The 25,394-nt window shown below is 72.4% G+C and carries 26 protein-coding genes and 6 tRNA genes; 10 read left to right on the top strand and 22 right to left on the bottom strand.

The genetic code is table 11. The features are described from left to right. Positions 1 to 29: 29 nt before the first annotated feature. The 10 genes from ruvA to pgsA all read right to left on the bottom strand — a co-directional run bounded on the left by ruvA (position 30) and on the right by pgsA (position 7,914). Positions 30 to 641, bottom strand: a complete 612-nt coding sequence (ruvA, locus tag ACIO5E_RS13100) for a Holliday junction branch migration protein RuvA (protein WP_400666729.1) — start codon at positions 639 to 641, stop codon at positions 30 to 32. Continuing rightward, positions 638 to 1,180, bottom strand: coding sequence for a crossover junction endodeoxyribonuclease RuvC (gene ruvC / locus ACIO5E_RS13095; protein WP_280682974.1), 543 nt, complete (start codon positions 1,178 to 1,180; stop codon positions 638 to 640). Before ruvC ends, ruvA begins: the two co-directional genes overlap by 4 nt. Positions 1,181 to 1,346: 166 nt before the next feature. Next, positions 1,347 to 2,105 carry a YebC/PmpR family DNA-binding transcriptional regulator gene (locus ACIO5E_RS13090; protein ID WP_280682976.1) on the bottom strand — a complete coding sequence of 253 codons (759 nt, stop codon included), beginning with the start codon at positions 2,103 to 2,105 and terminating at the stop codon, positions 1,347 to 1,349. An 89-nt stretch (positions 2,106 to 2,194) separates the two neighbouring features. Further along, complete coding sequence (gene pdxT, locus ACIO5E_RS13085; RefSeq protein ID WP_400666726.1) at positions 2,195 to 2,812, bottom strand: pyridoxal 5'-phosphate synthase glutaminase subunit PdxT; 618 nt, start codon at positions 2,810 to 2,812, stop codon at positions 2,195 to 2,197. Positions 2,813 to 2,908: 96 nt separating this feature from the next. Then, positions 2,909 to 3,820 carry a pyridoxal 5'-phosphate synthase lyase subunit PdxS gene (gene pdxS / locus ACIO5E_RS13080; RefSeq protein WP_063346811.1) on the bottom strand — a complete coding sequence of 304 codons (912 nt, stop codon included), beginning with the start codon at positions 3,818 to 3,820 and terminating at the stop codon, positions 2,909 to 2,911. Between the two features lie 128 nt (positions 3,821 to 3,948). Further along, positions 3,949 to 4,449, bottom strand: coding sequence for a hypothetical protein (locus tag ACIO5E_RS13075; protein WP_400667075.1), 501 nt, complete (start codon positions 4,447 to 4,449; stop codon positions 3,949 to 3,951). Between the two features lie 74 nt (positions 4,450 to 4,523). Then, positions 4,524 to 4,889, bottom strand: a complete 366-nt coding sequence (locus ACIO5E_RS13070; protein WP_400666723.1) for a 5-carboxymethyl-2-hydroxymuconate Delta-isomerase — start codon at positions 4,887 to 4,889, stop codon at positions 4,524 to 4,526. Between the two features lie 81 nt (positions 4,890 to 4,970). Further along, positions 4,971 to 6,155: a glycosyltransferase family 4 protein gene (locus tag ACIO5E_RS13065; RefSeq protein WP_400666721.1), complete on the bottom strand. Its 1,185-nt coding sequence runs from the start codon at positions 6,153 to 6,155 to the stop codon at positions 4,971 to 4,973. 108 nt (positions 6,156 to 6,263) lie between these two features. After that, on the bottom strand, positions 6,264 to 7,250 hold the full coding sequence (locus tag ACIO5E_RS13060) for a phosphatidylinositol mannoside acyltransferase (RefSeq protein ID WP_400666719.1): 987 nt from the start codon (positions 7,248 to 7,250) through the stop codon (positions 6,264 to 6,266). A 16-nt stretch (positions 7,251 to 7,266) separates the two neighbouring features. Next, positions 7,267 to 7,914: a phosphatidylinositol phosphate synthase gene (pgsA, locus tag ACIO5E_RS13055; protein WP_280682988.1), complete on the bottom strand. Its 648-nt coding sequence runs from the start codon at positions 7,912 to 7,914 to the stop codon at positions 7,267 to 7,269. A 256-nt stretch (positions 7,915 to 8,170) separates the two neighbouring features. Between pgsA and ACIO5E_RS13050 the strand changes: the two genes are divergently transcribed. Beyond that, entirely contained in the window at positions 8,171 to 10,219 is a 2,049-nt protein-coding gene (locus ACIO5E_RS13050; RefSeq protein WP_400666716.1) for an elongation factor G-like protein EF-G2, read from the top strand. 39 nt (positions 10,220 to 10,258) lie between these two features. Here the strand turns inward: ACIO5E_RS13050 and ACIO5E_RS13045 are convergent, their stop codons facing one another. Continuing rightward, complete coding sequence (locus ACIO5E_RS13045; RefSeq protein ID WP_400666714.1) at positions 10,259 to 10,687, bottom strand: thiol-disulfide oxidoreductase DCC family protein; 429 nt, start codon at positions 10,685 to 10,687, stop codon at positions 10,259 to 10,261. Between the two features lie 206 nt (positions 10,688 to 10,893). Here ACIO5E_RS13045 and ACIO5E_RS13040 point away from each other — a divergent pair, with 206 nt between their 5' ends. Then, entirely contained in the window at positions 10,894 to 12,534 is a 1,641-nt protein-coding gene (locus ACIO5E_RS13040) for a hypothetical protein (protein ID WP_400666712.1), read from the top strand. Positions 12,535 to 12,600: 66 nt separating this feature from the next. Here ACIO5E_RS13040 and ACIO5E_RS13035 read toward each other — a convergent pair whose 3' ends face one another. From ACIO5E_RS13035 to ACIO5E_RS13020, 4 genes are all read right to left on the bottom strand, one after another. After that, complete coding sequence (locus ACIO5E_RS13035) at positions 12,601 to 13,161, bottom strand: HIT family protein (protein WP_400666710.1); 561 nt, start codon at positions 13,159 to 13,161, stop codon at positions 12,601 to 12,603. Positions 13,162 to 13,247: 86 nt separating this feature from the next. Beyond that, complete coding sequence (gene thrS, locus ACIO5E_RS13030; RefSeq protein ID WP_400666708.1) at positions 13,248 to 15,227, bottom strand: threonine--tRNA ligase; 1,980 nt, start codon at positions 15,225 to 15,227, stop codon at positions 13,248 to 13,250. Between the two features lie 87 nt (positions 15,228 to 15,314). Next, entirely contained in the window at positions 15,315 to 16,502 is a 1,188-nt protein-coding gene (locus ACIO5E_RS13025) for a hypothetical protein (RefSeq protein WP_400666706.1), read from the bottom strand. A 44-nt stretch (positions 16,503 to 16,546) separates the two neighbouring features. Continuing rightward, positions 16,547 to 17,101, bottom strand: a complete 555-nt coding sequence (locus tag ACIO5E_RS13020) for a DUF4365 domain-containing protein (RefSeq protein ID WP_400666704.1) — start codon at positions 17,099 to 17,101, stop codon at positions 16,547 to 16,549. A gap of 157 nt (positions 17,102 to 17,258) precedes the next feature. Between ACIO5E_RS13020 and ACIO5E_RS13015 the strand changes: the two genes are divergently transcribed. After that, positions 17,259 to 18,026 carry a 3'-5' exonuclease gene (locus ACIO5E_RS13015; protein WP_400666702.1) on the top strand — a complete coding sequence of 256 codons (768 nt, stop codon included), beginning with the start codon at positions 17,259 to 17,261 and terminating at the stop codon, positions 18,024 to 18,026. Positions 18,027 to 18,105: 79 nt separating this feature from the next. On the opposite strand, the gene ACIO5E_RS13010 is transcribed toward ACIO5E_RS13015, so the two are convergent. From ACIO5E_RS13010 to ACIO5E_RS13000, 3 genes are all read right to left on the bottom strand, one after another. Beyond that, positions 18,106 to 18,177, bottom strand: a tRNA-Val gene (locus tag ACIO5E_RS13010). A 212-nt stretch (positions 18,178 to 18,389) separates the two neighbouring features. Beyond that, positions 18,390 to 18,461: transfer RNA gene (locus ACIO5E_RS13005), tRNA-Val, on the bottom strand. 79 nt (positions 18,462 to 18,540) lie between these two features. Then, positions 18,541 to 19,011 carry a TIGR02611 family protein gene (locus ACIO5E_RS13000; RefSeq protein WP_400666700.1) on the bottom strand — a complete coding sequence of 157 codons (471 nt, stop codon included), beginning with the start codon at positions 19,009 to 19,011 and terminating at the stop codon, positions 18,541 to 18,543. A 195-nt stretch (positions 19,012 to 19,206) separates the two neighbouring features. Between ACIO5E_RS13000 and ACIO5E_RS12995 the strand changes: the two genes are divergently transcribed. Next, positions 19,207 to 19,620, top strand: coding sequence for an SsgA family sporulation/cell division regulator (locus tag ACIO5E_RS12995; protein WP_030056266.1), 414 nt, complete (start codon positions 19,207 to 19,209; stop codon positions 19,618 to 19,620). A 418-nt stretch (positions 19,621 to 20,038) separates the two neighbouring features. Then, complete coding sequence (locus ACIO5E_RS12990; protein WP_400666698.1) at positions 20,039 to 20,608, top strand: CGNR zinc finger domain-containing protein; 570 nt, start codon at positions 20,039 to 20,041, stop codon at positions 20,606 to 20,608. Between the two features lie 23 nt (positions 20,609 to 20,631). Here the strand turns inward: ACIO5E_RS12990 and ACIO5E_RS12985 are convergent, their stop codons facing one another. Further along, positions 20,632 to 21,081 carry a hypothetical protein gene (locus ACIO5E_RS12985; RefSeq protein WP_400666696.1) on the bottom strand — a complete coding sequence of 150 codons (450 nt, stop codon included), beginning with the start codon at positions 21,079 to 21,081 and terminating at the stop codon, positions 20,632 to 20,634. Between the two features lie 110 nt (positions 21,082 to 21,191). Here ACIO5E_RS12985 and ACIO5E_RS12980 point away from each other — a divergent pair, with 110 nt between their 5' ends. Beyond that, positions 21,192 to 21,692, top strand: coding sequence for a DsbA family protein (locus ACIO5E_RS12980; protein ID WP_400666694.1), 501 nt, complete (start codon positions 21,192 to 21,194; stop codon positions 21,690 to 21,692). 12 nt (positions 21,693 to 21,704) lie between these two features. On the opposite strand, the gene ACIO5E_RS12975 is transcribed toward ACIO5E_RS12980, so the two are convergent. The 3 genes from ACIO5E_RS12975 to ACIO5E_RS12965 form a co-directional block, all read right to left on the bottom strand. Continuing rightward, a complete protein-coding gene (locus ACIO5E_RS12975; RefSeq protein ID WP_400666692.1) occupies positions 21,705 to 22,547 on the bottom strand; it encodes a GNAT family N-acetyltransferase in 843 nt (280 codons plus the stop codon). A gap of 94 nt (positions 22,548 to 22,641) precedes the next feature. Beyond that, positions 22,642 to 23,472, bottom strand: coding sequence for an aminotransferase class IV (locus ACIO5E_RS12970; protein WP_400666690.1), 831 nt, complete (start codon positions 23,470 to 23,472; stop codon positions 22,642 to 22,644). A 43-nt stretch (positions 23,473 to 23,515) separates the two neighbouring features. Continuing rightward, a complete protein-coding gene (locus ACIO5E_RS12965; RefSeq protein WP_400666688.1) occupies positions 23,516 to 24,577 on the bottom strand; it encodes a chorismate-binding protein in 1,062 nt (353 codons plus the stop codon). A gap of 307 nt (positions 24,578 to 24,884) precedes the next feature. Here ACIO5E_RS12965 and ACIO5E_RS12960 point away from each other — a divergent pair. From ACIO5E_RS12960 to ACIO5E_RS12945, 4 genes are all read left to right on the top strand, one after another. Further along, positions 24,885 to 24,957 (top strand) — tRNA-Gly (locus tag ACIO5E_RS12960). Positions 24,958 to 24,997: 40 nt separating this feature from the next. Next, positions 24,998 to 25,071 (top strand) — tRNA-Cys (locus tag ACIO5E_RS12955). Positions 25,072 to 25,105: 34 nt separating this feature from the next. Beyond that, positions 25,106 to 25,177: transfer RNA gene (locus ACIO5E_RS12950), tRNA-Val, on the top strand. A gap of 41 nt (positions 25,178 to 25,218) precedes the next feature. After that, a tRNA-Val gene (locus tag ACIO5E_RS12945) sits at positions 25,219 to 25,290 on the top strand. The last annotated feature ends 104 nt before the right edge of the window (positions 25,291 to 25,394 follow it).

Here is a 25,394-nt window from a genome sequence, read left to right as displayed (position 1 = left end):
GACAGATCGTCAGATGGCTTTGGCGGGCTTCAGCGGGACCGGTTGAGGCCGCGCAGGGCGAGCCGGAGCAGCGCGCCGACGTCCGGCGTCTGCTGGGATTCCGCCTCGGGTGTGACGGCCACGACCGCCTCGTCCGCCTCGCGCGGAGCGTAGCCGAGACCGGTCAGTGCCGAGTGCAGCTGCTCGCTCCAGGGAGCGGGGCCGGCCGCGATCGGCTTCTGCGCCGGCACCGCGCCGTGCGGGGCGCCGAGCTTGTCCTTGTACTCCAGCAGCAGTTTGGCCGCCTTCGCCTTCCCGATGCCGGGGACGGCCACCAGCGCCTTCTCGTCGCCGCCGGCCACCGCGGCCCGCAGCGCGTCGGGGCTGTGCACGCCGAGGATCGCCTGCGCCAGTTTCGGGCCGACGCCCGGCGCGGCCTGCAGGATCTCGAAGACGGCGCGCTCGTCGTCGTCCGCGAAGCCGAACAGGGTCAGCGAGTCCTCCCGGACCACCAGCGAGGTCGCGAGCCGGGCCGGCTCACCCAGCCGCAGCCCGGCCAGCGTGTTCGGCGTGCACTGCACGGCCATGCCGACCCCGCCGACCTCGACCACGGCGAGCCCGGAGGAGATGGCCGCCACGGGCCCTTGCACGAAGGCGATCACCGGCTGCTTCCTTTCAGGGGGGTGGCGCGGGCCGCCCGTACCGCGGCCTCCAGGCGGTTCGTCGCCCCGCCGCGCCAGATGTGGCAGATGGCCAGCGCCAGCGCGTCGGCGGCGTCGGCCGGTTTGGGCGGGGCGTCCAGCCGCAGCAGGCGCTGCACCATGGCCGTGACCTGCGCCTTGTCGGCCCGGCCGGAGCCGGTGACGGCCGCCTTGACCTCGCTCGGAGTGTGCAGGGTGACCGGGATGCCGCGCCGCGTCGCACAGAGCATCGCGACCGCGCTGGCCTGGGCGGTGCCCATCACCGTCCGGACGTTGTGCTGGGCGAACACCCGCTCGACGGCGACCAGGTCCGGCCGGTGCTCGTCGAGCCAGCCCTCGATGCCCTGCTCCACGAGCAGCAGCCGCGGCCCGATCTCGGCCTCGGCGGGGGTGCGCACCACGCCGACCCCGGCCATCCGCAGCGGCCGGCCCGGCGCACCCTCGACCACGCCGATCCCGCACCTGGTCAGCCCCGGGTCCACGCCCAGTACCCGTACCACAGCCCCGCCTCTCGTCTCCGACCTGCGAAGGCTACCGTCCGGGTCCGACAACCCGACCGACGACACCGGCCCGGCGGTCCTGGGACCACCGGGCCGGACGGTGAGAACGATCACTCACCGACGATCACTCCCACGCAACCGCTCCACCGGGAGCGGTCGGCGAGGATCACTCGGCGTCGAGCTGCGCACCGACCTCGTCGGAGATGTCGAAGTTGGCGAAGACGTTCTGCACGTCGTCGCTGTCCTCCAGCGCGTCGATCAGCTTGAGGATCTTGCGGGCGCCGTCGACGTCCAGCTCGACCTGCATGCTCGGGAGGAAGTTGGCCTCGGCCGAGTCGTAGTCGACGCCGGAGTCCACCAGCGCGGTGCGCACGGCGACCATCTTGGAGGCCTCGGAGACGATCTCGAACGAGTCGCCGAGGTCGTTGATCTCCTCCGGCTCCTGGTCGAGGACGACCTCGAAGAGCTTGTCCTCGTCCACGCCGTCAGCCTTGGGGACGATCACGACGCCCTTGCGGGTGAACAGGTACGACACCGAACCCGGGTCGGCCATCGAGCCGCCGTTGCGGGTCATCGCGACGCGCACGTCGGAGGCGGCGCGGTTGCGGTTGTCGGTGAGGCACTCGATCAGGACCGCGACGCCGTTCGGGCCGTAGCCCTCGTACATGATGGTCTGGTAGTCGGCGCCGCCGGCCTCCAGGCCGCCACCGCGCTTGACGGCGCGGTTGATGTTGTCGATCGGGACCGAGCTCTTCTTCGCCTTCTGGATGGCGTCGTAGAGGGTCGGGTTGCCGGCCGGGTCGGGACCGCCGGTGCGCGCCGCCACCTCGATGTTCTTGATCATCTTGGCGAAGAGCTTGCCGCGCTTGGCGTCGATCACGGCCTTCTTGTGCTTGGTGGTAGCCCACTTAGAGTGGCCGGACATCGCCAGCTCCTTTACGTCGCCAAAGGGAAATGAAACAGATGAGATCTTACCGGTGTCGTCACCGGTGAGGCGCACACGGTCAACACGGCCTACTTGCCCGCCAGGTGCTCCTCGACCATCGCGACGAAGTAGGCGTGCACGCGGTGGTCGCCGGTGAGCTCCGGGTGGAAGGAGGTGGCCAGCAGGTTGCCCTGGCGCACGGCCACGATCCGGCTCTCCGGACCGTCCGCGGCGGGCAGCTCCGCCAGCACCTCGACGCCCGCGCCGACCCCCTCGACCCAGGGTGCGCGGATGAAGACGCCGTGCACCGGCGCGTCGTCCAGGCCCTGGAAGGCGATCCCGGACTCGAAGGACTCGTTCTGGCGGCCGAAGGCGTTGCGGCGCACCGTCATGTCGATGCCGCCGACGGTCTCCTGGTCGTCCCGGCCGTCCAGGATCTTGTCGGCCAGCATGATCATGCCCGCGCAGGTGCCGTACACCGGCATCCCGGCGGCGACCCGCTCGCGCAGCGGGTCCATCACGCCGAACAGCAGCGCCAGCTTGGACATGGTGGTGGACTCCCCACCGGGGATGACCAGCGCGTCGACCTCGGCCAGCTCCTCGGCACGGCGCACCGGACGGGCGAGCGCGTCGGCCTCGGCCAGCGCGACCAGGTGCTCGCGGACGTCGCCCTGCAGGGCGAGAACGCCGATGACTGGAGTGCTCACGGTCTTCAACCTCTTCGATCGTTCTACGGAAGTACGTGGCGCGGCCCGCCGCGCGCCGAGGGCGCTGCGGCGGGCCGGCACAGCGGTCGCGGGCGATTACCAGCCGCGGTTGGCGTAGCGCTCGGTCTCCGGCAGGGTGTCGCAGTTGATGCCGACCATGGCCTCGCCGAGGTTGCGGGAGGCGTCCGCGATGATCTTCGGGTCGTCGAAGAAGGTGGTGGCCTTCACGATGGCGGCGGCGCGCTTGGCCGGGTCACCCGACTTGAAGATGCCGGAGCCCACGAAGACGCCCTCGGCACCGAGCTGGCGCATCAGCGCGGCGTCGGCCGGGGTGGCCACGCCACCGGCGGAGAACAGCACGACCGGCAGCTTGCCGAGCTCGGCGACCTCCTTGACCAGCTCGTACGGGGCGCGCAGCTCCTTGGCGGCGGCGTACAGCTCGTTGTTGTCGAAGCCGCGCAGCTTGGCGATCTCGTTCTTGATCTGGCGCAGGTGGCGGACGGCCTCGACGACGTTGCCGGTACCGGCCTCACCCTTCGAGCGGATCATGGCCGCGCCCTCGGCGATGCGGCGCAGGGCCTCGCCCAGGTTGGTGGCGCCGCAGACGAAGGGGGTGGTGAAGGCCCACTTGTCGGAGTGGTTGACCTCGTCGGCCGGGGTCAGCACCTCGGACTCGTCGATGTAGTCGACACCGAGCGACTGGAGGACCTGGGCCTCGACGAAGTGGCCGATCCGCGACTTGGCCATCACCGGGATGGAGACCGCCTCGATGATCTCCTCGATCATGTTGGGGTCGGACATGCGGGCCACGCCGCCGTCCTTGCGGATGTCGGCCGGAACCCGCTCCAGAGCCATGACGGCCACCGCGCCGGCGTCCTCGGCGATCTTGGCCTGCTCGGCGTTGACCACATCCATGATCACACCGCCCTTGAGCTGCTCGGCCATGCCGCGCTTCACCCGGGCGGTGCCGATCTGCGGCTGGTCTGCGGTGGTGGGGGTGGTGGACACGTGAGACCTCACTCGAAGATGAACCAGTGCTATCGCCCTATGGTAGGCGGAACGGGTGACCCGACCATGCGCCACCAAGTCCAGCCCGGACGACGGGATGCGACAAACGGGCCGTATCCGAGCACAGCCTAGGCGGGCGCTCCCTCGGGCGTGAGAGCGGGCGGCGCGGCATCGTCCATCTCGAACGCCATCGGGAACGGCGCCTTCCCGGCAAGCCGGAAGTACCGCACCAGACGGTGCTCGCGCACCGCCCGGGCCGCCCGCACCGCGTCGTTGTGGAACCGGCGGGCCATCGGCACCCGGCGCACCGCCGCCGTCAGGTCCCGCACCGCGTCCTCGCCGCCCGGCTCGGCCACCAGTGCCGCCACCTGCTCCGGCTCGGCGAGCACCGCCCGCAGCGCCAGGCTCAGCTGGCTCTCCGCCACCTCACGCTGCTCGTCCTCCGCCTGCCGGGCCGCGTGCGCCGCGTCCAGCAGCAGCAGCGAGGCCGCCGGGTCCAGCAGCGAGGAGGTGGCCAGCTCCATCGCCACCGAGGCGCGACGGACCAGCTGCGCGTCCAGTGCCGCCCGTGCGGCGTCGATCCTGGCGTGCAGCCGGTCCAACCGACCGGCCGTCCAACTCAGGTACATGCCGAAGAGCACCACGGCCACGCCGGCCCAGATCCAGGTAGTCACGGGGCGCAACGCTACCGGGTGTCACCGGTTCACCCCTGCGCGCTCGTGCTGCGGTAAGCGTCACGGTCGATGTCGGCGACGTGGACCGCGGTGTGCAGCCGGGTGCCCGGCGCCGGCGCGACGTGCTCGGCCAGCAGCGCCAGCACGCCCTCGCTGAGCGCCGCCTTGGCCTCCGGCGTACGGCCGGGGAAGATCTGGAACTCGACGTACAGCTGCGCGTCGACCCCCTCGCCCTCCCCCACCACGACGTCGTCGTTCTGCCGGAACAGCGTCTTGCACGCCTCCGGCTTCGCGTCGATCGTCCGCACCGCGAGCCGGTTGATCGCCACGCCCAGCGCCCGGCGGTCGAAGGAGCCGGCCAGGCTCGGCGAGTAGTCGACGGATATCTGCGGCATCGGTGCCCCCATGCGTCACGCCCGTTACGGTCGACCGACCCTAACCCCGCCGACGCCCCGGAAAGTCCCGGCCGACCGGTTTCAGTCCCGGGCCAGCCCGAACCGGCCGCGCCGGCCGCTGCGCACGTCCTCCTCGACCACCGCCGCGGCCCCCGACGCCACCGTCTCGTACACCGCCAGGATGTCCGCGCCGACCGTCGACCAGTCGAACCGCCGCACGTGCCGGGAGGCCGCCTTCCGCAGCTCCTCCAGCCGCGCCGGGTCACCCAGCAGCCGCAGCGCCGTCCGGGCCAGCGCGTCCGCGTCCTCCACCGGGAACAGCTCGCCCGCTTCCCCGCCGTCCAGCACCTGCTTGAACGCGTCGAGGTCGCTGGCCAGCACCGGTGCGCCCGCCGACATCGCCTCGACCAGGATGATCCCGAAGCTCTCGCCGCCGGTGTTCGGCGCCACGTACAGGTCCACGCTGCGCAGCAGCCGGGCCTTGTCCCGGTCGCTGACCATGCCGAGGAACTCCACCTGCCGGCGGACCTCCGGCGCCAGGCCCGCGACGGCCTCCTCCTCGTCACCCTTGCCCGCCACCAGCAGCCGCACGCCCGGCCGCTCCGCCAGGATCGTCGGCAGCGCCGCCAGCAGCGTCGGCAGGCCCTTGCGCGGCTCGTTGATCCGACCGACGAAGCCGATCGTGCCCGGCTCGCCGTCCCTCGCACCGCCGCTCCAGCGCTGGTCCGGCTCGGCCTCCGCGAAGAAGCCGACGTCCACGCCGTTCGGGATCACCACCGCGTCCCCGCCCAGGTGCTCCACCAGCGTCCGCCGGGCGTACTCCGACACCGCGATCCGGGCCCGCATCTTCTCCAGGCCCGGCTGCAGGATCGGCGAGGCCGCGATCATCGCCCGCGAGCGCGGGTTGGAGGTGTGGAACGTCCCCACCATCGGCCCGGACGCCGACCAGGCGGCCAGCATCGACACGCTCGGCGCGGCCGGCTCGTGCACGTGCAGGATGTCGAACCGCCCCTCGTGCAGCCACCGCCGCGTCCGCGCCGCCGACAGGACGCCGAAGCTCAGCCGCGCCACCGACCCGTTGTACGGCACCGCCACCGCCCGCCCGGCCGAGACCACGTACGGCGGCAGCGCCTCCTCGTCCTCGGCCGGCGACAGCACCGACACCTCGTGGCCCAGGCTGATCAGGTGCTCGGCCAGGTCCCGGATGTGGAACTGCACCCCGCCGGGGACGTCCCAGTCGTACGGGCAGACGATGCCGATCTTCACGGGTTCCTCATGCTCCTTCGGAATGCTCCTGCGCAGACACCGACAGACACCGGCGGGGCGGCCAGGGCTCGGCGCCCGGACGTCGGCTCCCGGCCCCGAGGCCCGGGCTCAGGACCCGGACGCCTCCGCCGCCGGCTCGCCGACCGGATCCGGCGCGGCCGCCCGGGCCGCCTCGGGACGCGGTCCGGCCGCCTCCCCCACCGTCTCACGGACCGGGAGGTCGGCCAGCCAGAACCGCTGCAGCATGTGCCAGTCCTCGGGGTGCTCGCGGATCCCCTGCTCCCACACCTGCGCCAGCGCCTGCGTCATCGCCTGCGTCCGCTCCTTGCGGTCGCCCTCCTGCGGCACCGGCACCTCGGGGTGGATCCACGCCCGCAGCACCGGGCCGTCGTACCAGAGCGTCACCGGCAGCAGCGCCGCCCCGGTCCGCTGGCACAGCGCCGCCGGACCGGCCGGCATCCGGGTCGCCTCCCCGAAGAACGACACCTCGACGCCCGCCTCCGAGAGGTCCCGGTCCCCCACCAGGCAGACCAGCCGACCCTCGCGCAGCCGTCGCGCCAGGGTGCCGATCACGTTCACCCCACCACCGGTCAACGCCAGGACCTCCATGCCCTGGCCCTCCCGGAACTCCACGAACCGGTCGAACAGCCGCTCCGGCTTCAACCGCTCCGCGACCGTGGTGAACGGGAAGCCCTGCTGCGCCACCCAGGTGCCCGCCAGGTCCCAGTTGCCCATGTGCGGCAGCGCGATGATCGCACCCCGCCCGGCCTCGATCGGCGCCCGCAGGTTCTCCAGGCCCTCCGCCTGGACGTCCCGGGCCACCCGGTCCGGGCTCCAGACCGGCAGCCGGAACGACTCCATCCAGTACCGCAGGTACGAGCGCATCCCGGCCCGGGACAGCGCCCGCATCCCCGCCTCGTCCAGTCCGGGACGGACCCGCCGCAGGTTCGCCTCCAGCTGGAGCACCCGCTTGCCGCGCCGCCGCCAGGCGTAGTCCGCCAGCCCGTCGAACAGGCCCCGAGCCACCCGCTCCGGCAGGTGCTTCAGCACCGCCCAGCCCAGCGCGTACGCCCAGTACACCAGTCGGTCCGTCACCGCAGGACTCCCCCCATCAGCTCCCGGCCGCCGCTCGGTCGGCCTCGAACGCCTCCCGGCGCACGGTCAGCATCCGCTGGAACACCGTCACCAGGCTGCCCGCGGCCACCAGCCACAGCGCCACCGGCAGCAGCCACTCCACGTACGGCACCCCGAACTTGTGCAGACCCGCGACCCCGGCCGCCACCAGGCTGGCCACCAGCCGCTCGGCCCGCTCCACCAGCCCCGACACGTCGCACGGCAGCCCCTGGCTCTCCGCCCGCGCCTTGGTGTAGGACACCACCAGACCGCTCGCCAGGCAGAAGATCGCCACCGCGCACAGCAGGTTGTCGTCCCCCTTGCCCGCGTACCACATCGCCAGCCCGCCGAAGATCGCCGCATCCGCGACCCGGTCCAGCGTGGAGTCCAGGAACGCCCCCCATCTGGTGCTCCGACCCAGCTGGCGGGCCATGTTCCCGTCCACCAGGTCCGAGAAGATGAACAGCGTGATCGTGATGGTGCCCCAGAAGAACTCCCCACGCGGGAAGAACACCAGCGCACCGGCCACCGAACCGGCGGTACCGATCAGCGTCACGGCGTCCGGGCTCACGCCCAGCCGGATCAGGAACGCGGCGAACGGGGTCAGAACACGTGTGAAGAAGGCACGCGCGTATTTGTTGAGCATGGCCTTCCCGACCGCTCCGAATCTCCTGGTACCCGCCTGGCGCAACACGCGCGGCAGACGGCCGGACGGATCAGCCCGCCCGGCGCACCCATCGTAGCCAGGCCGGGGACACGCTCCGTCGCACGCACCGCCCGACGACACACCAGCCGCACCCGCGCACACGGACGGTCACCGGGCGGCCGCACGACACGCGCCGTCCCGAGACCCGCACCTACACTTTCGAAAGACAGCCCCGGCGCGAGGGGAGGAGACCCCGATGCCCGACCGCAGCACGGCACGAGCCGCCCAGGCACCCGCCGTCACCGGCCCCCGGGACCTGCGCAACGTCGTCCTCATCGGCTCCAGCGGTGTGGGCAAGACCACCCTCGCCGAATCCCTCGCCCTCGCCGCCGGCGCCACCGGCCGGGCCGGGCGCGTCACCGACGGCACCACCGTCTCCGACCACGAGGACATCGAGCACCAGCAACAGCGCTCCGTCCAGCTCTCGCTGCTCCCACTCGAATGGAAGGGCGTCAAGATCAACCTGATCGACCCGCCCGGCCACCCCGACTTCACCGCCGACCTGCGCGCCGCCCTGCACGCCGCCGACGCCGCCGTCTTCGTCGTCTCCGCCACCGACCCGGTCACCGCCCCCACCCGCGCACTCTGGCGCGAATGCGCCGCCGAAGGCATCCCGCGCGCCGTCGCCGTCGCCAAGCTCGACCTCGCCCGCACCGGCTTCGACGACATCCTCAGCGCCTGCCACGACGCCTTCGACCTGGGCCCCGACACCCTCCGCCCGCTCTTCCTGCCCGTCCTGCACGACGGCCACCCCGACGGCAGCATCGACCTGCTCACCGGCGACACCTACGGCCGGGCCACCCCGCCGCCTGACACCGGCCCCGCCCACGACAGCCTCGTCGAAGCGATCTCCGGCCAGGACGACACCCTCATGGAGCGCTACCTCGACGGCGACACCCTCGACACCGACGCCCTCGAAGCCGGCCTGCGCCGCGAAGTCCTCAGCTGCACCCTCCACCCCGCCGTCCCCACCAGCGAGAACGGCCTCGGCGCCGCGGAACTCCTCGACCTCGTCGTCCACACCTTCCCCGACCCCACCGAACGCACCCGCCCCGCCCCCGACTGCGACCCCGACGCCCCGCTCGCCGCCCAGGTCGTCCGCGTCACCGGCGACACCTACGTCGGCCGGATCAGCCTGCTGCGCGTGTACGCCGGCACCCTGCGGCCCGACACCCGGATCCACCTGTCCGGCCCCGCCCACACCGCCGACCAGAACGGCGACGAACGCGTCACCGCCCTCACCAGCCCGTTCGGCAAGCTCCAGCGGCCCGTCCCGCACGCCGTCGCCGGCGACCTCGTCTGCGTCGCCAAACTCACCACCGCCCGCGCCGGCGACACCGTCCACGACCCCGGCCACCCCGTGGACCTCGACGGCTGGCGCCTGCCCGAGCCGCTGCTCCCGATCGCCGTCGAGGCCCACGGCAAGGCCGACGACGACCGGCTCTCCCAGGCCCTCGCACGCCTCACCGCCGAGGACCCGGCACTGCGCCTCGAACAGAACCCCGACACCCACCAGCTAGTCCTCTGGTGCACCGGCGAGGCCCACGCCGAGGTCGTCCTCGACCGCCTGCGCACCCGGCACGGCGTCCACGTCGACACCGTCGAACCCAAAGTCGCCCTCCGCGAGACCTTCGGCACCGCCGCCGCCGGCCACGGCCGGCTCGTCAAGCAGTCCGGCGGCCACGGTCAGTACGCCATCTGCGACCTGGAGGTCGAACCCCTCCCGGCCGGCTCCGGCTTCGAGTTCCAGGAACACGTCGTCGGCGGCGCCGTGCCCAAGCACTTCATCCCCTCCGTCGAGAAGGGCCTGCGCGCCCAACTCGCCAAGGGCGTCGTCACCGGCCACCCGCTCGTCGACGTCCGGGTCACCCTCACCGACGGCAAGGCCCACTCCGTGGACTCCTCCGACGCGGCCTTCCAGACCGCCGCCGCCCTGGCCCTGCGCGACGCCGCCGAACACGCGGTCATCCGCCTGCTCGAACCCGTCGCCGCCGTCACCGTCCTGCTGCCCGACGGCTACCTCGGCGCCGTCCTCGGCGACCTCTCCGCGCGCCGCGGCCGCGTCCTCGGCACCGAGACCGGCGGCCCGGGCCTGACCCTGCTGCGCGCCGAGGTCCCCGAGCTCGAACTCGTCCGCTACCCGATCGACCTGCGCTCACTCACCCACGGCACCGCCGAGTTCTCCCGCGCCTACCTGCGTCACGAACCCATGCCCGCCGCCCTCGCCGCCCGCTACGACGACTGAGCGCCCAGAGCCTGCCCGGCCGATCCTGCCGGACCGGCCCTACACCGACGAAGCGGTGCCCGGACGGTGCGGCAGCGCGCACGCCGCCGTGCCGCCCGGCATCCGGTGCCGGTTGCGCGCCACCCAGCGGTACGCCAGGCCCGCCACCGGTCGCACCGGCGCCAGCGCCAACACCGCCCCCAGGTACGCCCACGCGCCGCCCGAGCGCATCAGCAGCCGCGCCACCGCCTGCGCGCCCCCGTACACCCGGCCCGCCGGCGTCACCCACAGCACCTCGCGCTCCGCCCGCTCCGCGGTGACCTCACCCAGCCCGCCCGCGCGCGCGTCCAGCGCCGCCAGGTCCGCGAACTGGAACGGCACCGCCTCCCAGCCCCCCGAGGCCAGCGTCTGCCGCAGATGGCGCTCCCCCCACCGCACGCAGGACGAGCAGAACGAGCAGTCCCCGTCGAACACCAGCACCGGGTCCATCGTCCGGGCTCCCTTCCTCGCCGTCGTCACCATCGTGCCCCATCCCCCACCCGTCGTCCCCGGCGGGTATCGACCCGCCCGAAGCTGGGCATCATGCCTCTCAAGCCGAACGCGGCCCGATCGTGACGGCACTTCAGACGATCATGAGCGCGGCGGCACCACGGCACGATAACCTGCCGCTGACAAGGGGAGGAGGGGACGCCACCGTGACCACACTGGACATGACCCCGGGTGCGCAGATACCCCGGACCGACGCCGGGCCGCAGACCGGAGTCACCCCGGCTCTCTCCTCGGTCGCGTACCGCGACGGCAAGATCGAGGACTTCGTCGGCAAGGTCACCGCCGCGACCCACAAGAAGCCCAGGTTCAAACTCTTCGAGGCCAACCTCGGCGAGGCGTTCAGCGCCGCCGTCATCTCCCGCACCGTCGGCGCCGGGCGCAAGCCGATCGTGCCCTCGTTCGGCACCGACACCCGCCAGATCGTCGAACACTGCCTCGCCGCCCAGGAGTTGCGGGCCGCACGCGACCGTAAACTCACCGTGGTCACCCTGCTCTTCGGCCTGCTCGCGCTGCCCGGCACCCTGATCTGGATCGGCGCGTTCTACCTGCGCCTCTACCTCATGAAGGGCAAGACCCTCCAGGACGAGCTCTACGGCAGCCTCGCCCTCCTGGCCGCGGCCGTGGTCTCCGTCCTGTTCCTGGTCAAGCCACCCGCCCACGGCCCGCTCGGCGTCTACCTGCGCGTCTCCATGGTCCCGCCGATCATCGGCTGGATCCTGGCCCGACGCATCGTGCTGCGCTCCACCAAGGAACTCCGCGAACGCTGGCTGGCCCTCGTCGAGGGCAACTCCGTCGCCGCCACCGTCGCCAAGGCCGTCCCCCGCGACGACCTCGACAAGAAGGCCGTCGACCTGCGTGACAAGCTCGCCCGCATGGAGGCCGAGCAGGAGACCAACGTCCAGCACTACGCCGGCCCCAAGGGCATCCTCGGCGTCGGCAAGCGCTGGGGCGAATGGCGCCTGGTCGACGTGATGCGGCCGGCCGCCGGGCACTCCGACTTCCGCGCCTTCCACCCCTGGGACCTGGTCCGGAAGATCTCCTCGCACCTCAAGGGCCTCGCCGTCAGCGAGGTCGCCAACAGCGGGATGACCAACATCACGGTCAAGCAGTGGGCGGTCCTCGAAATCGGCGAGAACGCCGACGAGATCTCCCGCCCCGGCAACGCCGACATGGACGGCGACCGGATGCGCGACTTCGCCCTCCAGACCATCGCCGACAAGCAGACCTTCGCCGGCGGCGGCCCCCGGCACTACCTCGCCACCCAGTTCATCACCTTCGACGGAAAGCTGATCATCACCTTCACCGTCACCGTCACCCTGCTCGCCAACACCCTCACCGTCACCGTCGCCGGCTACGCGCTCGGCCCGGTCAACGGCGTCTTCGGCGACAAGCCCTCGCCCAAGGAGAAGACCGTCCAGAAGACGGGCAAGTTCTGGGAGGAGCGCACCGTCCAGCTCCCCCTGATCGACAACGACGAGGTGATCCGCCAGGCCCTGCGCGCCCCGTTCACCCGCGCCCCCGGACTGCTCTCCTGGCTCGGCGGCGGCCTGGGCCTGCCCGAGCCGTTCGGCTTCCGGCACGCCTGGGCGAGCCCGCCGTGGGGCAGCCGCTTCATGACGGACAACGCGCTCAACGCCTCCGTCCCGGTCCTCGGCGCGGTGCACGCCGCCACGCTGGAGTTCCTGGAGGAGCACGACCTGGACACCGACCGCTTCAAGAACCGCGCCTCGATCATCAAGTCCGAGGCCCAGGGCACCCGCCCGTACAAGGTCGACCAGTTCGAGTAACCCCGCGCCGATGCCGAAGGGGCCCGCCACCGACTCAGCGGTGACGGGCCCCTTCGGCGTTCCCGGTCAGTCCTGCGGCCAGGCCTCGGCCAGCATCTTCCGGGTGTCCGCCAGCAGTTGCGGCAGCACCTTGGTGTGGCCGACCACCGGCATGAAGTTGGTGTCCCCGCCCCAGCGCGGCACCACGTGCTGGTGCAGGTGCGCTGCGATCCCGGCACCGGCCGCCGCGCCCTGGTTCATCCCGATGTTGAACCCGTGCGCCCCCGAGGCCGCCCGCAGCGCGGCCATCGCCCGCTTGGTGAAGTCGGCCAACTCGGCCGTCTCCGTCTCGTCCAGGTCGGTGTAGTCCGCCACGTGCCGGTACGGGACCACCATCAAGTGGCCGCCGTTGTACGGGTACAGGTTCAGCACCGCGAACACGGCACCACCGCGGGCGACGACCAGCCCGTCCTCGTCGCTCAGCGCGGGGATCGAGCAGAACGGACAACCGTCGTCCGGAGCCGGGCCGGTGGGCTTGTTCTCACCCTGGATGTACGCCATCCGATGGGGGGTCCACAGGCGGCGGAAGCCGTCCGGCTCGCCGACGCCCCGCTGCAGTTCCGGCTCAGTCGTCATGCTGATCAGCATATTCGCCCGGCGCTGCTTGCAAAGCCGCGCGGGGCGGACTCATCGAGAGCCCGCCCCGCGCGCCCCCGCTCAGCCGGGGAACGGCGTCACACCTGGATGCGGTTCTTCACCGCGTCCACGATCTCGGCGACGGCATCCGCCACCGGCACGCCGTTCTTCTGCTCGCCGTTGCGGTAGCGGAACGACACCGCGCCCGCCTCGACGTCGTCGTTGCCGGCGATGAGCATGTAGGGGGTCTTGGCCTTCTGCGCGTTCCTGATCTTCTTCTGCATGCGGTCGTCCGAGGTGTCCACCTCGACCCGGATCCCGTGCTTCTTCAGCTCGGCCGCGACCTCCAGCAGGTACGGGACGTGCTCGTCGGTGATCGGGATGCCGGTGACGGTGACCGGGGCCAGCCACGGCGGCATGGCGCCGGCGTAGTGCTCCAGCAGCACCGCGAAGAACCGCTCGATGCTGCCGAACAGCGCCCGGTGGATCATGACCGGCCGCTGACGCGAGCCGTCCGCCGCCGTGTACTCGAGATCGAAACGCTCGGGGAGGTTGAAGTCGAGCTGGATGGTGCTCATCTGCCAGGTACGGCCGATCGCGTCCCGCGCCTGCACCGAGATCTTCGGGCCGTAGAAGGCCGCGCCGCCCGGGTCCGGAACCAGCGGCAGCCCCTGCTTCTCGGCCACGCTCGCGAGGACGGCGGTGGCCTCCTCCCACGTCTCGTCCGAGCCGACGTACTTCTCCGGGTCCTTGGTCGACAGCTCCAGGTAGAAGTCGGTCAGACCGTAGTCGCGGAGCAGGTTCAGCACGAAGGTGAGCGTCGAGTCGAGCTCGTCCGCCATCTGCTCGCGGGTGCAGTAGATGTGCGCGTCGTCCTGCGTGAAGCCGCGGGCCCGGGTCAGGCCGTGCACGACGCCGGACTTCTCGTAGCGGTACACCGTCCCGAACTCGAAGAGGCGCAGCGGCAGTTCACGGTACGAGCGGCCGCGCGCGTCGAAGATCAGGTTGTGCATCGGGCAGTTCATCGGCTTGAGGTAGTAGTCCACGCCCTCGTCGAGCTGCATGGGCGGGTACATACCGTCCGCGTACCAGTCGAGGTGGCCGCTCTTCTCGAAGAGCTTCCCCTTGGTGGCGTGCGGGGTGTAGACGAACTCGTAGCCCTCTTCCTCGTGCCGCTTGCGCGAGTAGTCCTCCATGGCGCGACGGATGATGCCGCCCCTGGGGTGGAAGACGGCGAGGCCGGAGCCGATCTCCTCGGGGATGGAGAAGAGGTCGAGCTCGTTGCCGAGCTTGCGGTGGTCGCGCTTCTCGGCCTCGACCAGGAAGTCGAGGTGGGCCTTCAGCTCGTCCTTGGTCGGCCAGGCGGTCCCGTAGATCCGCTGCAGCATCGGGTTCTTCTCGCTGCCGCGCCAGTAGGCGGCCGCGTTGCGCATCAGCTTGAACGCCGGGATGTTCCGGGTGCTGGGCAGGTGCGGACCGCGGCAGAGGTCGCCCCAGCACTGCTCGCCGGTCTTGGCGTCCAGGTTGTCGTAGATGGTGAGCTCGCCGGCGCCGACCTCGACGTCGGCGCCCTCGCCGGCGGTGGCGGCGGAGCCCTTGAGGCCGATCAGCTCCAGCTTGTACGGCTCGGCGGCCAGCTCCTCGCGGGCGGACTCGTCGGTGACCACGCGGCGGGAGAACTTCTGCCCGCGCTTGATGATCTCCTGCATCTTCTTCTCGATGGCCTTGAGGTCATCGGGGTGGAACGGCTTCTCGACGTCGAAGTCGTAGTAGAAGCCGTCCTTGACCGGCGGGCCGATGCCGAGCTTGGCCTCGGGGAAGAGCTGCTGCACGGCCTGGGCCATGACGTGCGCGGTGGAGTGGCGCAGGATGTCCAGGCCGTCCTTGCTGCCGATCGCGACCGGCTCGACCTCCTCGCCGTCCTGGAGGACGTGGGCGAGGTCCTTGAGCTGGCCGCCGACGCGGGCGGCGATGATCGAGCGGTCGTCGGCGAAGAGCTCGGCGGCCGTAGTGCCCGTCGTCACCACGCGCTCTTCCCGATCGGGTTCGCGGCTGATGATTACCCGGACGTCCGTCACCGGTCTCTCCTGACGTGCTGGATTCAGAGGACGCAACACTGCGCTGCGCGTGACGATGGTACCGAGCGCGTCACCCCGGCCGCGCACCTACGCCCCCGCTGCCCCTTCCTCAAGGCCGTCCCCGAGCCCTTCGCCCAGCCCTTCGCCGAGGGACTTCAGCAGCCGCTCGCGCTCGGCGTCCTCCCAGCCGCACAGTTCCAGGCCCTGCGGGCGGGTGAGCCGGCGGAAGCCGCCGCGGCTTTCCAGCCGGCCGGAGACCCGGACCGGCAGGCCCGCGAGGTGGGCCCCGGCGGCGAGCCGGTAGTCGGGGTCGGGCAGCCGGAGCTTGAGTTCGCGGACCTCGGCGCCGCCGAGCACGCGCAGCCGTACCGCGCCCGGTCCGGCCGGGTCGGCGCGCTTGAGCCGGACGACCACGCCGACGACGGTGACGGCGACGGCGGGCTCGATCCGTTCCAGCAGTTCGGCGGCCTCGGCCAGGGCGGGCAGGTCGCCGGGAGAGAAGTCGAGGACGACCCGGCGGTCCCCGAAGCCGCCCGGGGTCCCGGCGGCGGCCGACCAGGCGACCGCCAGTCGGGCCGCCGTCGCGCCGCGGACCAGGTCCTCGACGGACTGGACGAGTTCCCGGCTGACCCCGGCCTGGACGGCGTTCTCGAAGGCCTCGGGCCCGCCGCTGACCCGGCGGTAGTCGACGGCGTCGCGCAGCGCCTCCAGGGCGCGGACCAGGGTGGTGACGGAGGCCCGGCCGTCGGGGGCGGGGGTGTAGGCGGTGAGGGCGGCGCCCTGCTCGACGACCAGGACGCGGTCCAGGAAGTCCCCGGCGTAGGCGTCCAGCCGGGCCCCGAAGTAGGCGGCCGTGGCCCGGCCGGCCTTGGCCCCGGCGGCGAGCATCGCGCGGGCCGCCCGCTGGAGCCGCTCGGCGTCGTCCCAGGAGGTGGCCTCGGCCGGTCCGGTCGTCTCCCGGTGCCAGCGCAGTTCGTCGCCGGGGACGGCGAGCGCGAGCAGGATGGCGCCGGCGGAGGGGGTGGACGAGCGGGACAGCGCGGCGACGGCGTCGGCGAGGAGGTCGACGGCGTCGTCGAAGCCGTCCCCCGCGGGGACGAGGAGGCTGGTGCCGGACTCGTCGTCGGGGGGCGTCCAGCGGCCATAGCGGGCGGCGGGGCCGCCGCGCCGGACCCAGCCGTGCCGGGCGAGCAAGGTGGCGAGCACGGCCGGGTCGACGGCGGCGGGGTCGGGCAGGGCCTGGACCGGCTCGCCGGGTGCGTGCGGCGGTGTCATGGGTGCTGCTCCTCGCTGCCGGGGGCCGGGGCCGGGCCGGGCGGTCACGGGCTGCCGCCGGCGCCGACCCGGGCCATGATGTCGCAGAGCGCGCGGTCGTCGAAGACCTTGCCGGTGGGCACCCGGACGTTGGTGCGCCGTCGCCCGGTGACCGGGTGGCCGGCCAGGTTGACCCAGTAGCAGCAGTGCCGCAGTTCCAGCGCGTCCGGGCCAGCGTGCAGCCAGCGGTCGACCCGGCGCGGCAGCAGCATCACGACCAGGATGCGGGGCACAGCGACCCTCGCCCGGGCGAGCTTGCGCAGGTGGTCGTTGTCGAGGGTGAAGCTGAAGAACGGCCCGGCCGGGTCGGCCGCGATCTGCTGGGTGGCCTTGAGCTGGATCTTGATGGTGACCTCGTCGTCCACCTCGTGGGCCCGGGAGCCGTGGCTGACCTGCCAGTCGATGCCGTTGTCCGGAAACGGCTGGGAGAGCGAGCAGCCGGCGGCGGCGGCGACCGCGTGCAGGTAGCCGACCTGCAGCGTCTCCATGCACGCGGTGACCGCCAGGTTCCCCCGTAGAACGGCCGCCGCCTCCTCGGGCTGCGGCTGCGTCAGTGCCATCGCCCCGTGGCCTCCCCCGGCTCCGGGCCCGTCCGGGTTCGAACGGAACGTCCCGGACCCAAAGGCAGGATCCCCGGCCGGGCCTGCGCCAAACGGTTGAACAGGCGTCAGAACCGGGTATCAACCGGGCGCGGAACGTTTCGCCTGAGGGGCAGTCATGCAGCAGCACTGGTACACCGGCCCACTCGCCTCCTTCGACACTGAGACCACCGGCGTGGACGTCGAGACCGACCGGATCGTCTCGGCCGCCCTGGTCGTCCAACTCGCGCCGGACGGACCGGTGCGGACCACCACCTGGCTCGCCGATCCGGGTGTCCCGATCCCGGACGGCGCGCGGGCGGTGCACGGCATCACCGACGAGCACGCCCGGACGCACGGCCGCCCGATCGGCGTGGTGGTGGCCGAGGTCACCCGCGCGCTGGCGGACCAGGCACGGGCCGGGTACCCGGTGGTGGTGATGAACGCGCCCTACGACCTGACGCTGCTCGACCGGGAGTTGCGTCGCCACCACGGGCGGACGCTGGCCGGCGGGCTGGGCCCGGACGGGCTGGTGGTGCTGGATCCGCGGGTGCTGGACAAGCACGTGGACCGCTACCGCAAGGGCCGCCGGACGCTGACCGACCTGTGCGCGCACTACGGCGTGGAGCTGGCCGGGGCGCACGACGCGGCGGTGGACGCGACGGCGGCACTGGCGCTGACCCGGCGGATAGGCGCCCGCTACCCGGCGGCGCTGGGCGGGCTGACGGCGGCGGAGCTGCATCTGCGCCAGGAGGTCTGGCACGCGGCGCAGGCGCGGGGGCTGCAGAACTGGTTCGACCGGTCGGGGACGCCGGAGCGGGTGGACCCGTCCTGGCCGCTGCGGCCCGCCCGGTGCGGTTGCGGCCGCCGGCTGGAGCCCGAGCACGGCTGCGAGGCGGCGGCCTAGCGGTGGCCGCCGGGCACCGGCTCCCGAACGTGCCGCAGGCCCTGACCGGTTTCCTGGTCAGGGCCTGCGTGCTGTCCGGTGGGCGATACTGGGATCGAACCAGTGACCCCTTCGGTGTGAACGAAGTGCTCTCCCGCTGAGCTAATCGCCCGGGCAACGAGAAGAACTGTAGCACCATTTGGCGGTCGTCGTACAACTCGTCCCTTCCGGGGCACCACTGGCGCACCCGCAGAACTCGCGCTCCGCACGGAACATGACTGAGCCTCAGCCGCATTCCCGGGGGGTTCTCCGGGGGGATTCCGGAAATACACGTGAGGCCCAGCCGATAATCGGCTGGGCCTCACGTATCACAATGCATTCCGGTGGGCGATACTGGGATCGAACCAGTGACCCCTTCGGTGTGAACGAAGTGCTCTCCCGCTGAGCTAATCGCCCGGGTGCAGGGAAAACATTACCGCATCCCGGAGGGTGGTCCGAACACCCCGGTCGGCGGCCGCCCCAGCTCCCGGGTCGCTCAGCTCTCACCCGCCTGCCAGGGGACGACCAGGCCGTAGCGGGCGAAGTACCAGCCGCCGATCCCGACGAGCGCGACGAGGCCGATCGCGGTGACGGTGAGGTTGCGGCGGCGCACCCGCGGGTCCATGGCGCACTGGGCGGCCTCGGCGACCTTGCGGCGGGTCCAGCGCAGTGCCAGCTGGGCCCAGACGAACTCGGTGGCCCAGATCCCCATGCCCAGGAAGATCACCACCCAGCCGGGCCCGGGCAGCGGCAGCATGATCACGCCGAGCACGACCACGGCGAGGCCGGCCAGGAAGATCACCACCTGCCAGGTGCGGTGCAGCGGCCGTGAGCGGCGGACGAACGCCGGGGCGCGGGAGCCGACCGCCCGGCCGCCGTCGACGGCCGCGGAGCCGGCTGCGTCATCCGCCGTGACCGCTTCACCCGTTCCCGTGTTCTTGCCGGTCTTGTCGTTTCGCACAGTCATGCCAGGAAACTAACCGAGTAGCGGCCCGGTAATGCCCGACCCGTCCACTCCGGGACGATTCCGCAATGCGCCGTAAGGGGTACGACTCGCGCCCGAATCGGGACAGAGGGGTTTACATCGGTCTTGGGGGTGGGATGGTCCGTTCGCCGACGTGCGATTCCCCGAGCGCACACTGAGCGAAAGGCCATGGCGCTTATGAACACCACGGTCAGCTGCGAGCTGCACCTGCGCCTCATCGTGTCCAGCGAGTCCTCACTGCCCGTCCCCGCGGGCCTGCGCTATGACACCGCCGACCCCTACGCCGTGCACGCCACGTTCCACACGGGCGCGGACGAGACCGTGGAGTGGGTGTTCGCCCGAGATCTCCTTGCGGAGGGGCTGCACCGACCCACGGGCACCGGCGACGTCCGGGTCTGGCCGTCGCGCAGCCACGGGCAAGGGGTGGTCTGCATCGCGCTGAGCTCTCCGGAAGGAGAAGCCCTGCTGGAGGCCCCGGCCCGGGCGCTTGAGTCGTTCCTCAAGCGGACGGACGCCGCGGTGCCCCCCGGCACCGAACACCGCCACTTCGACCTCGACCGGGAGCTGTCCCACATCCTCGCTGAAAGCTGACCCCGTCCGGAGGCCGTCACGCCCCGCCGTCAGCGGGGTCGCTACCTCCTGCCGTCACCGCAGCCGTCCTACTCGGGGGCACGGCAGCAGACTCAGCCGCGCACGACGCGGTCTCGGGGCCGGTGAACGGCCCGCTCCCACCGGTGCGGGTCCGCGACACCGCAGGCGCCCGGCACCGAGGCCGGCCATCCATACGGGTGGCCGGCCTCGGTGCCGGGCGCCGTCGCCTGTCCGGATGCTCCTGCGCGAGCCCGTCCGGCCGGGCGCCGTCCACCCGACGAGGCCCGGCGGCGGGGCCCTGACGGAATCCGTACAGGGCTTCGAAAGAACCCACCGCCCTTCCGCCGCACGGCCCGGTATGGTCTGGGGTAACCGTGGACCGGGGTACCGGAGTCCCCCTGCGCGAGGAGTCCCCAACGTGCTGATCACCCATGACACCGAGTGCGCGCTGAGCATCCTCGTCGAGCTGCTCAACACCGCACCCGAGGTGTGCGGCACCGAGAAGCTGCCGGACGTGGCCGCGCTGGACGCCTTCGTGGTCCGCCAGGAGATCAGCGAGATCGACTCGCTGACCGAGGACGACCTGCGCAAGGTGCAGCGGCTGCGCACCCGGCTGCGCGAGGTGTTCGGGGCGGAGTCCACCGCGGAGGCCGCCGAGCTGGTCAACGGGATCGTCGCGGCCGCCGGTACGACGCCGCGGCTGACCAACCACGACCACCACGACTGGCACATCCACTACTTCGCTCCGCACGCCGCGCTGGGTGACCACCTCGCCGCCGAGCTGGGCATGGCGCTGGCCTTCATCCTCATGGCGGGCGAGCGGGAGCGGCTGCGCCGGTGCGAGGCACCGGACTGCGCGCGGGTCTTCGTGGACCTCTCCCGCAACCGCTCCCGGCGCTACTGCGACAGCCGCACCTGCGGCAACCGCATGCACGTCGCCGCCTACCGGGCGCGGCAGCGCTCGGCGGAGGCCGTGCCCTCCGCCTGACGCCGTTCTGCCCCCCGCGGGGTTCAGATGCCGCGCTTGCGGAGGATCTCCTCGATGTCGGCGAAGTCGCCGAGGCCGTCGTCCCGCCTGCTCGCCGCCGGCTTCTTCGGCGGCGCGGAGGCCACCGCCGGGCGCTCGGGCGCAGCGGCCGCGGCAGCCGGGCGCTCCGGCGCGGAGTCCACGGCGCCCCGGCGGCCCACCCAGCGGGTGGTGACCAGCAGGACCGCGGAGACGCCGAGCAGCACGATGCCGGTCCAGACCCGGGGGTCGAACACCAGCTTCGTGGCCCAGGCGGCGAACTCGCTGCCGATCGTCCTGGCCACCGGGAACAGGCCGGTCAGGTAGAGCCCCGCCGGCACGAGGGCCACCGCCAGCCAGCGGGTCGCGGACAGGAAGCGCCGCCGGTAGGCCCGCAGACCGGCGACGGCCACCCCGCCCGCCGTGAGGGCGAAGCTGATCGCCGCGGTCAGCACGGCTGCACCCCTTCGCGTCCGGTCGTCCTGGTCATCACTGCCTCCCTGTCGGCCTTCGCAGGGGCGCACCGTCGGCCGGAGCGGGCGCCCACTAGTGAAACACTGGGGGAATGATCGATGGTTCCCTCCCCCGGCTCGAGTTCTGGTGCGACCTCCAGTGCCCGGACTGCCGCACCGCGCTGGACGACGTACGGGCCCTGCGCGCGCAGTACGGCGACGCGCTGCCCGTCGAGGTCCGGCACTTCCCCTTGACGAAGCACAAGCACGCCTACGCGGCCGCGGAGGCCGCCGAGGAGGCGTTCGCGCAGGGGTTGGGCTGGCCGTTCGTGGAGGCGCTGCTGGCCCGGGTCGAGGAGCTGGACGCACGGGGGCAGCTGGTGCTGCTGGAGGTGGCCCGGGCGGTCGGGGTGGACGCCGAGGAGGTCGACACCGCGCTGATCGACGGGCGGCACATGCTCACCGTGGACGCCGACCAGGCCGAGGGCCGGGCGATCGGTGTCACGGGCACGCCGACGTACGTGATCGGCGGTACGCGGCTGGACGGCGGGCAGAGCCAGGACGGCCTGCGGGACCGGATCGTGGCCCTCATCGAGGCGGCGAAGGCTTCCTGACGACATGCCGGGTCACAGCGACTTTCCGTAGATGCGGTTGGTGACCCGGTAGCCGAGCGAGGCGTACAGCCGGATCGCGACCTCGTTGTCGGAGAAGACGTTGAGCCCGAGGTTGTGCACCCCGGCGGCCAGGCACTCGCGTTCGGCGAGCAGCATCAGCGTCCGGCCGTGTCCCCGGCCCCGGTGGGCCGGGGACACCTCGACGACCATCACCCAGGCCAGCGGCTCGCCGCCCGGCAGGTCGCGCAGGTGGAGGTCCACCCAGAGCGAGCCGAGCGGCTCGGACCCGCCGGCCGCGCGCAGGCGGCGCAGGGCGACACCGGGGCTGTCGGCGCCCTGCGGGAGCTGGCGCAGGTGGTCGACGTACGACTTGGCGCGGGCCTGCTCCTCGCTGAGGCCGGACTCGACGAGCGAGCGGACGTAGCCCTCGGCGGTCTCGTCGAGCCAGGCCGGGAACTCCGCGGGCCCGATCCGGTCGGCGGTGACGCCGGCGGGCAGGGCCGGGGAGGCGGTCAGCCGCTTGGCCAGGTTCCGCATCCGCTCGGTGTAGCCGAGGGTGGTGGCGAGCGCCCGGGCGATCCGTGCCGGTTCGGGGATGTTGGCATCCACCCGGGTGCAGCCCCAGCCGCGCAGCACCTCCTCCGCGGCCAGCGCGCCGAACGTGCCGCGGCCCCGACCGCGGCCTTCTCTCACCTCCAACTCCGCTATCTCACCCCAGAGTTGACTGCCATGCGGGACGGCGGTGGTACGCAGCGCGCCGACCTGGCGGCCGTTGGCGCAGATCTGCCAGCGCCTGGTGCGGCCACCGGCGGCGGTGGGTGTCTCGGGGCCCTCGGGGCGCAGCGTCGTGGTCATGTGATGGTCCCTTCCCCGCGCCCGGAGCCCTATGCCCGTGTCGCCGCTGTGCGCCGCCGGTGCGGCGGCCGGTCCTTCCGACGCCGGGCGGGGGTCACGGGTCGAGGTCGTCGCCGCTGCGCTCGGCGAAGACGGCCATGGCCTTGGCGGTGACGGGGCCGACGCCGGGCAGTTCGCGGTCGTCCACCCGGGTGACGGCCTGGACGTCGCGGGTGGTGGAGGTCAGGAAGACCTCCTCGGCGTCCTGGAGGGCGCTCAGCGGCAGGTCGGTCTCCTCGGCGCCGCACCAGTCGATGACGAGCTGCCGGGTGATGCCGGCCAGGCAGCCGGAGGAGAGGGTGGGGGTGAGCAGGCGGCCGCCCAGGACGACGAAGACGTTGGAGCCGGTGCCCTCGCAGAGCAGGCCGGCGGTGTTGGCGAACAGGGCCTCCGAGGCACCGGCGCGGTGGGCGGCGGCCAGGGCGACGACGTTCTCGGCGTACGAGGTGGTCTTGAGGCCCGCGACGGCGCTGTGCTCGTTGCGGCGCCACGGGACGACGGCGGCGGCGGTCTCGTCGGGGCGGCGGTTGATCGCGCCGAGGGCGACGACGAGGGTGGGGCCGGTGGTGCCGCGCTCGGAGCCGAGCGGGGCGTTGCCGCCGGTGTACGTGACGCGCAGGCGGCCGAGCGGCGCCGGGTTGGCGGCGAGCACCCGGGCGCAGGCCTCGCGGACCAGGTCGTGGTCGGGGTCGGGCAGGCCGAGGCCGCGGGCGGAGCGGGTGAGCCGGTCGAGGTGGCGGGTGACCGCGAAGGCCCGGCCGTCGGTGGCCTTCATGGTCTCGAACACCCCGTCGCCGGTGGTGAGTCCGTGGTCGAGGACCGAGACGGCGGCGGCGGTGGAGTCGACGAGCGTCCCGTTGACCCAGCTGGTGGTCGGGTTCGGCATCGAGGGCTGCTCCTAGGGCGAGGGTGGGGGCGGTGCGTGCGACCTATGCCCCGGCGGGGTCGGATTCGCTGCCCGACGCTATCGCGACCAGGCGGGCGGCCTTCAGTTCGGTTTCCGCCCACTCGCGGTCGGGGTCGGAGCCCCAGGTGATGCCCGCGCCGGTGCCGAAGCGCAGGACGGGGGCCTCGGGGTCGGCCCGGTCGAGCCAGAAGGTGCGGATGCCGACGGCGAGTTCGCCCTCGCCGCGGTCGGCGTCGACCCAGCCGACGGCGCCGCAGTAGGGGCCGCGCGGGGCGGTCTCCAGGGCGTCGATGATCCGCAGCGCACTGGACTTGGGGGCGCCGGTGACGGAGCCGGGCGGGAAGGTGGCGGCGAGCAGTTCGGGCCAGCCGGCGCCCTCGCGCAGGGTGCCCTCGACGGTGGAGACCAGGTGGACCAGGCCGGGGTGCTTCTCGACGGCACAGAGGTCGGGGACGGTGACGCTGCCGGTCGCGCAGACCTGGCCGAGGTCGTTGCGGACCAGGTCCACGATCATCACGTTCTCGGCGTGGTCCTTGTCGAGGAGGTCGTCCTCGGTGCGGCCGGTGCCCTTGATCGGGCCGGAGGAGACGGTGCGGCCGGTGCGGCGCAGGTACAGCTCGGGCGAGGCGGTGGCGATCTCGACCCCGTGCTCGGGCAGGCGGATGGTGCCGGCGTAGGGGGCGGGGTTGCCGTGGGCGAGGAGGCCGGTGAGGGCGTCGACGTCGCTGCGGGCCGGGTCGGGCAGCGGCGCGGACAGGACGCGGCAGAGGTTCGCCTGGTAGACCTCGCCGGCGGCTATGTGCTCGCGGATGCGGCGTACGCCCGCGGTGTAGGCGGCCCGGTCCAGGGAGCTGTGCCAGCCGCCGGCCTCCGGTCCGCGCCAGCCTGCGCCGGAGGGCGGCGCGGGGGCGGGGCGGACGTCGTCGAAGCGGGCGCAGGTCAGCCGGCCCTCGAAGTCGTAGGCGACGGCCCAGTAGCCGGTGGAGTCCAGGGCGGCCGGGTCCGAGGTGACGTCGCGCAGACCGGTGGCCAGGCGGCCGCCGAATCGGGCGAGCGGGGTGCGGGGGTCGATGGGGCCGGACACGGTTCTCCTGCGCGGTCGTGCTGGGCGGCGGTGCCTGAAGTGTAGGTCGGGAGTGCGGGCCCGGCCCGGGGCGTGAGCACCGGCGGGCGTCGCGCGGGTGTGCGCCGGGTGACCTGCGGATGATCGTCCGGAAGCGCCGCAGGTGGCGGCCGGTGACCGGTTCCGGGGGGCGACGGGGAGGTGCTCGACGGGCATCCCCTCGGCACGCTGCGGGAACGGATTTTTAGCTGGCCCGGGAATCCGCTAGAGTTCAACACGTCGCCAGGGAGCGCAGCCGAAGAAAAGCGGTGAAGATCCCGGGAGACAGGCGGACGTGGCTCAGTTGGTAGAGCATCACCTTGCCAAGGTGAGGGTCGCGAGTTCGAATCTCGTCGTCCGCTCGATGAGGAACAGTGTAAGATCGTTCCTCGTGTGTTGCCTGGTGGAGTGGCCGAGAGGCGAGGCAACGGCCTGCAAAGCCGTGTACACGGGTTCAAATCCCGTCTCCACCTCCAAGAGGTTCGACCGGTTCCACCGGAAGACCTCCCCGCGCGATTAGCTCAGCGGGAGAGCACTACCTTGACACGGTAGGGGTCACTGGTTCAATCCCAGTATCGCGCACGTCGGGCCCTTCGGGGTCTGCTGCAGGACCGCCACACCAGGCGCGATTAGCTCAGCGGGAGAGCACTACCTTGACACGGTAGGGGTCACTGGTTCAATCCCAGTATCGCGCACGTCGGATCCTTCGGGGTCTGCTGCAGGACCGCCACACCAGGCGCGATTAGCTCAGCGGGAGAGCACTACCTTGACACGGTAGGGGTCACTGGTTCAATCCCAG

It is taken from the genome of Kitasatospora sp. NPDC087314 (genome assembly GCF_044744365.1).
In the GTDB taxonomy this organism is placed as follows: domain Bacteria; phylum Actinomycetota; class Actinomycetes; order Streptomycetales; family Streptomycetaceae; genus Kitasatospora.
The sequence above is the reverse complement of the archived record's forward strand: the minus strand, read 5'-3'. Positions and strand labels throughout refer to the sequence as shown.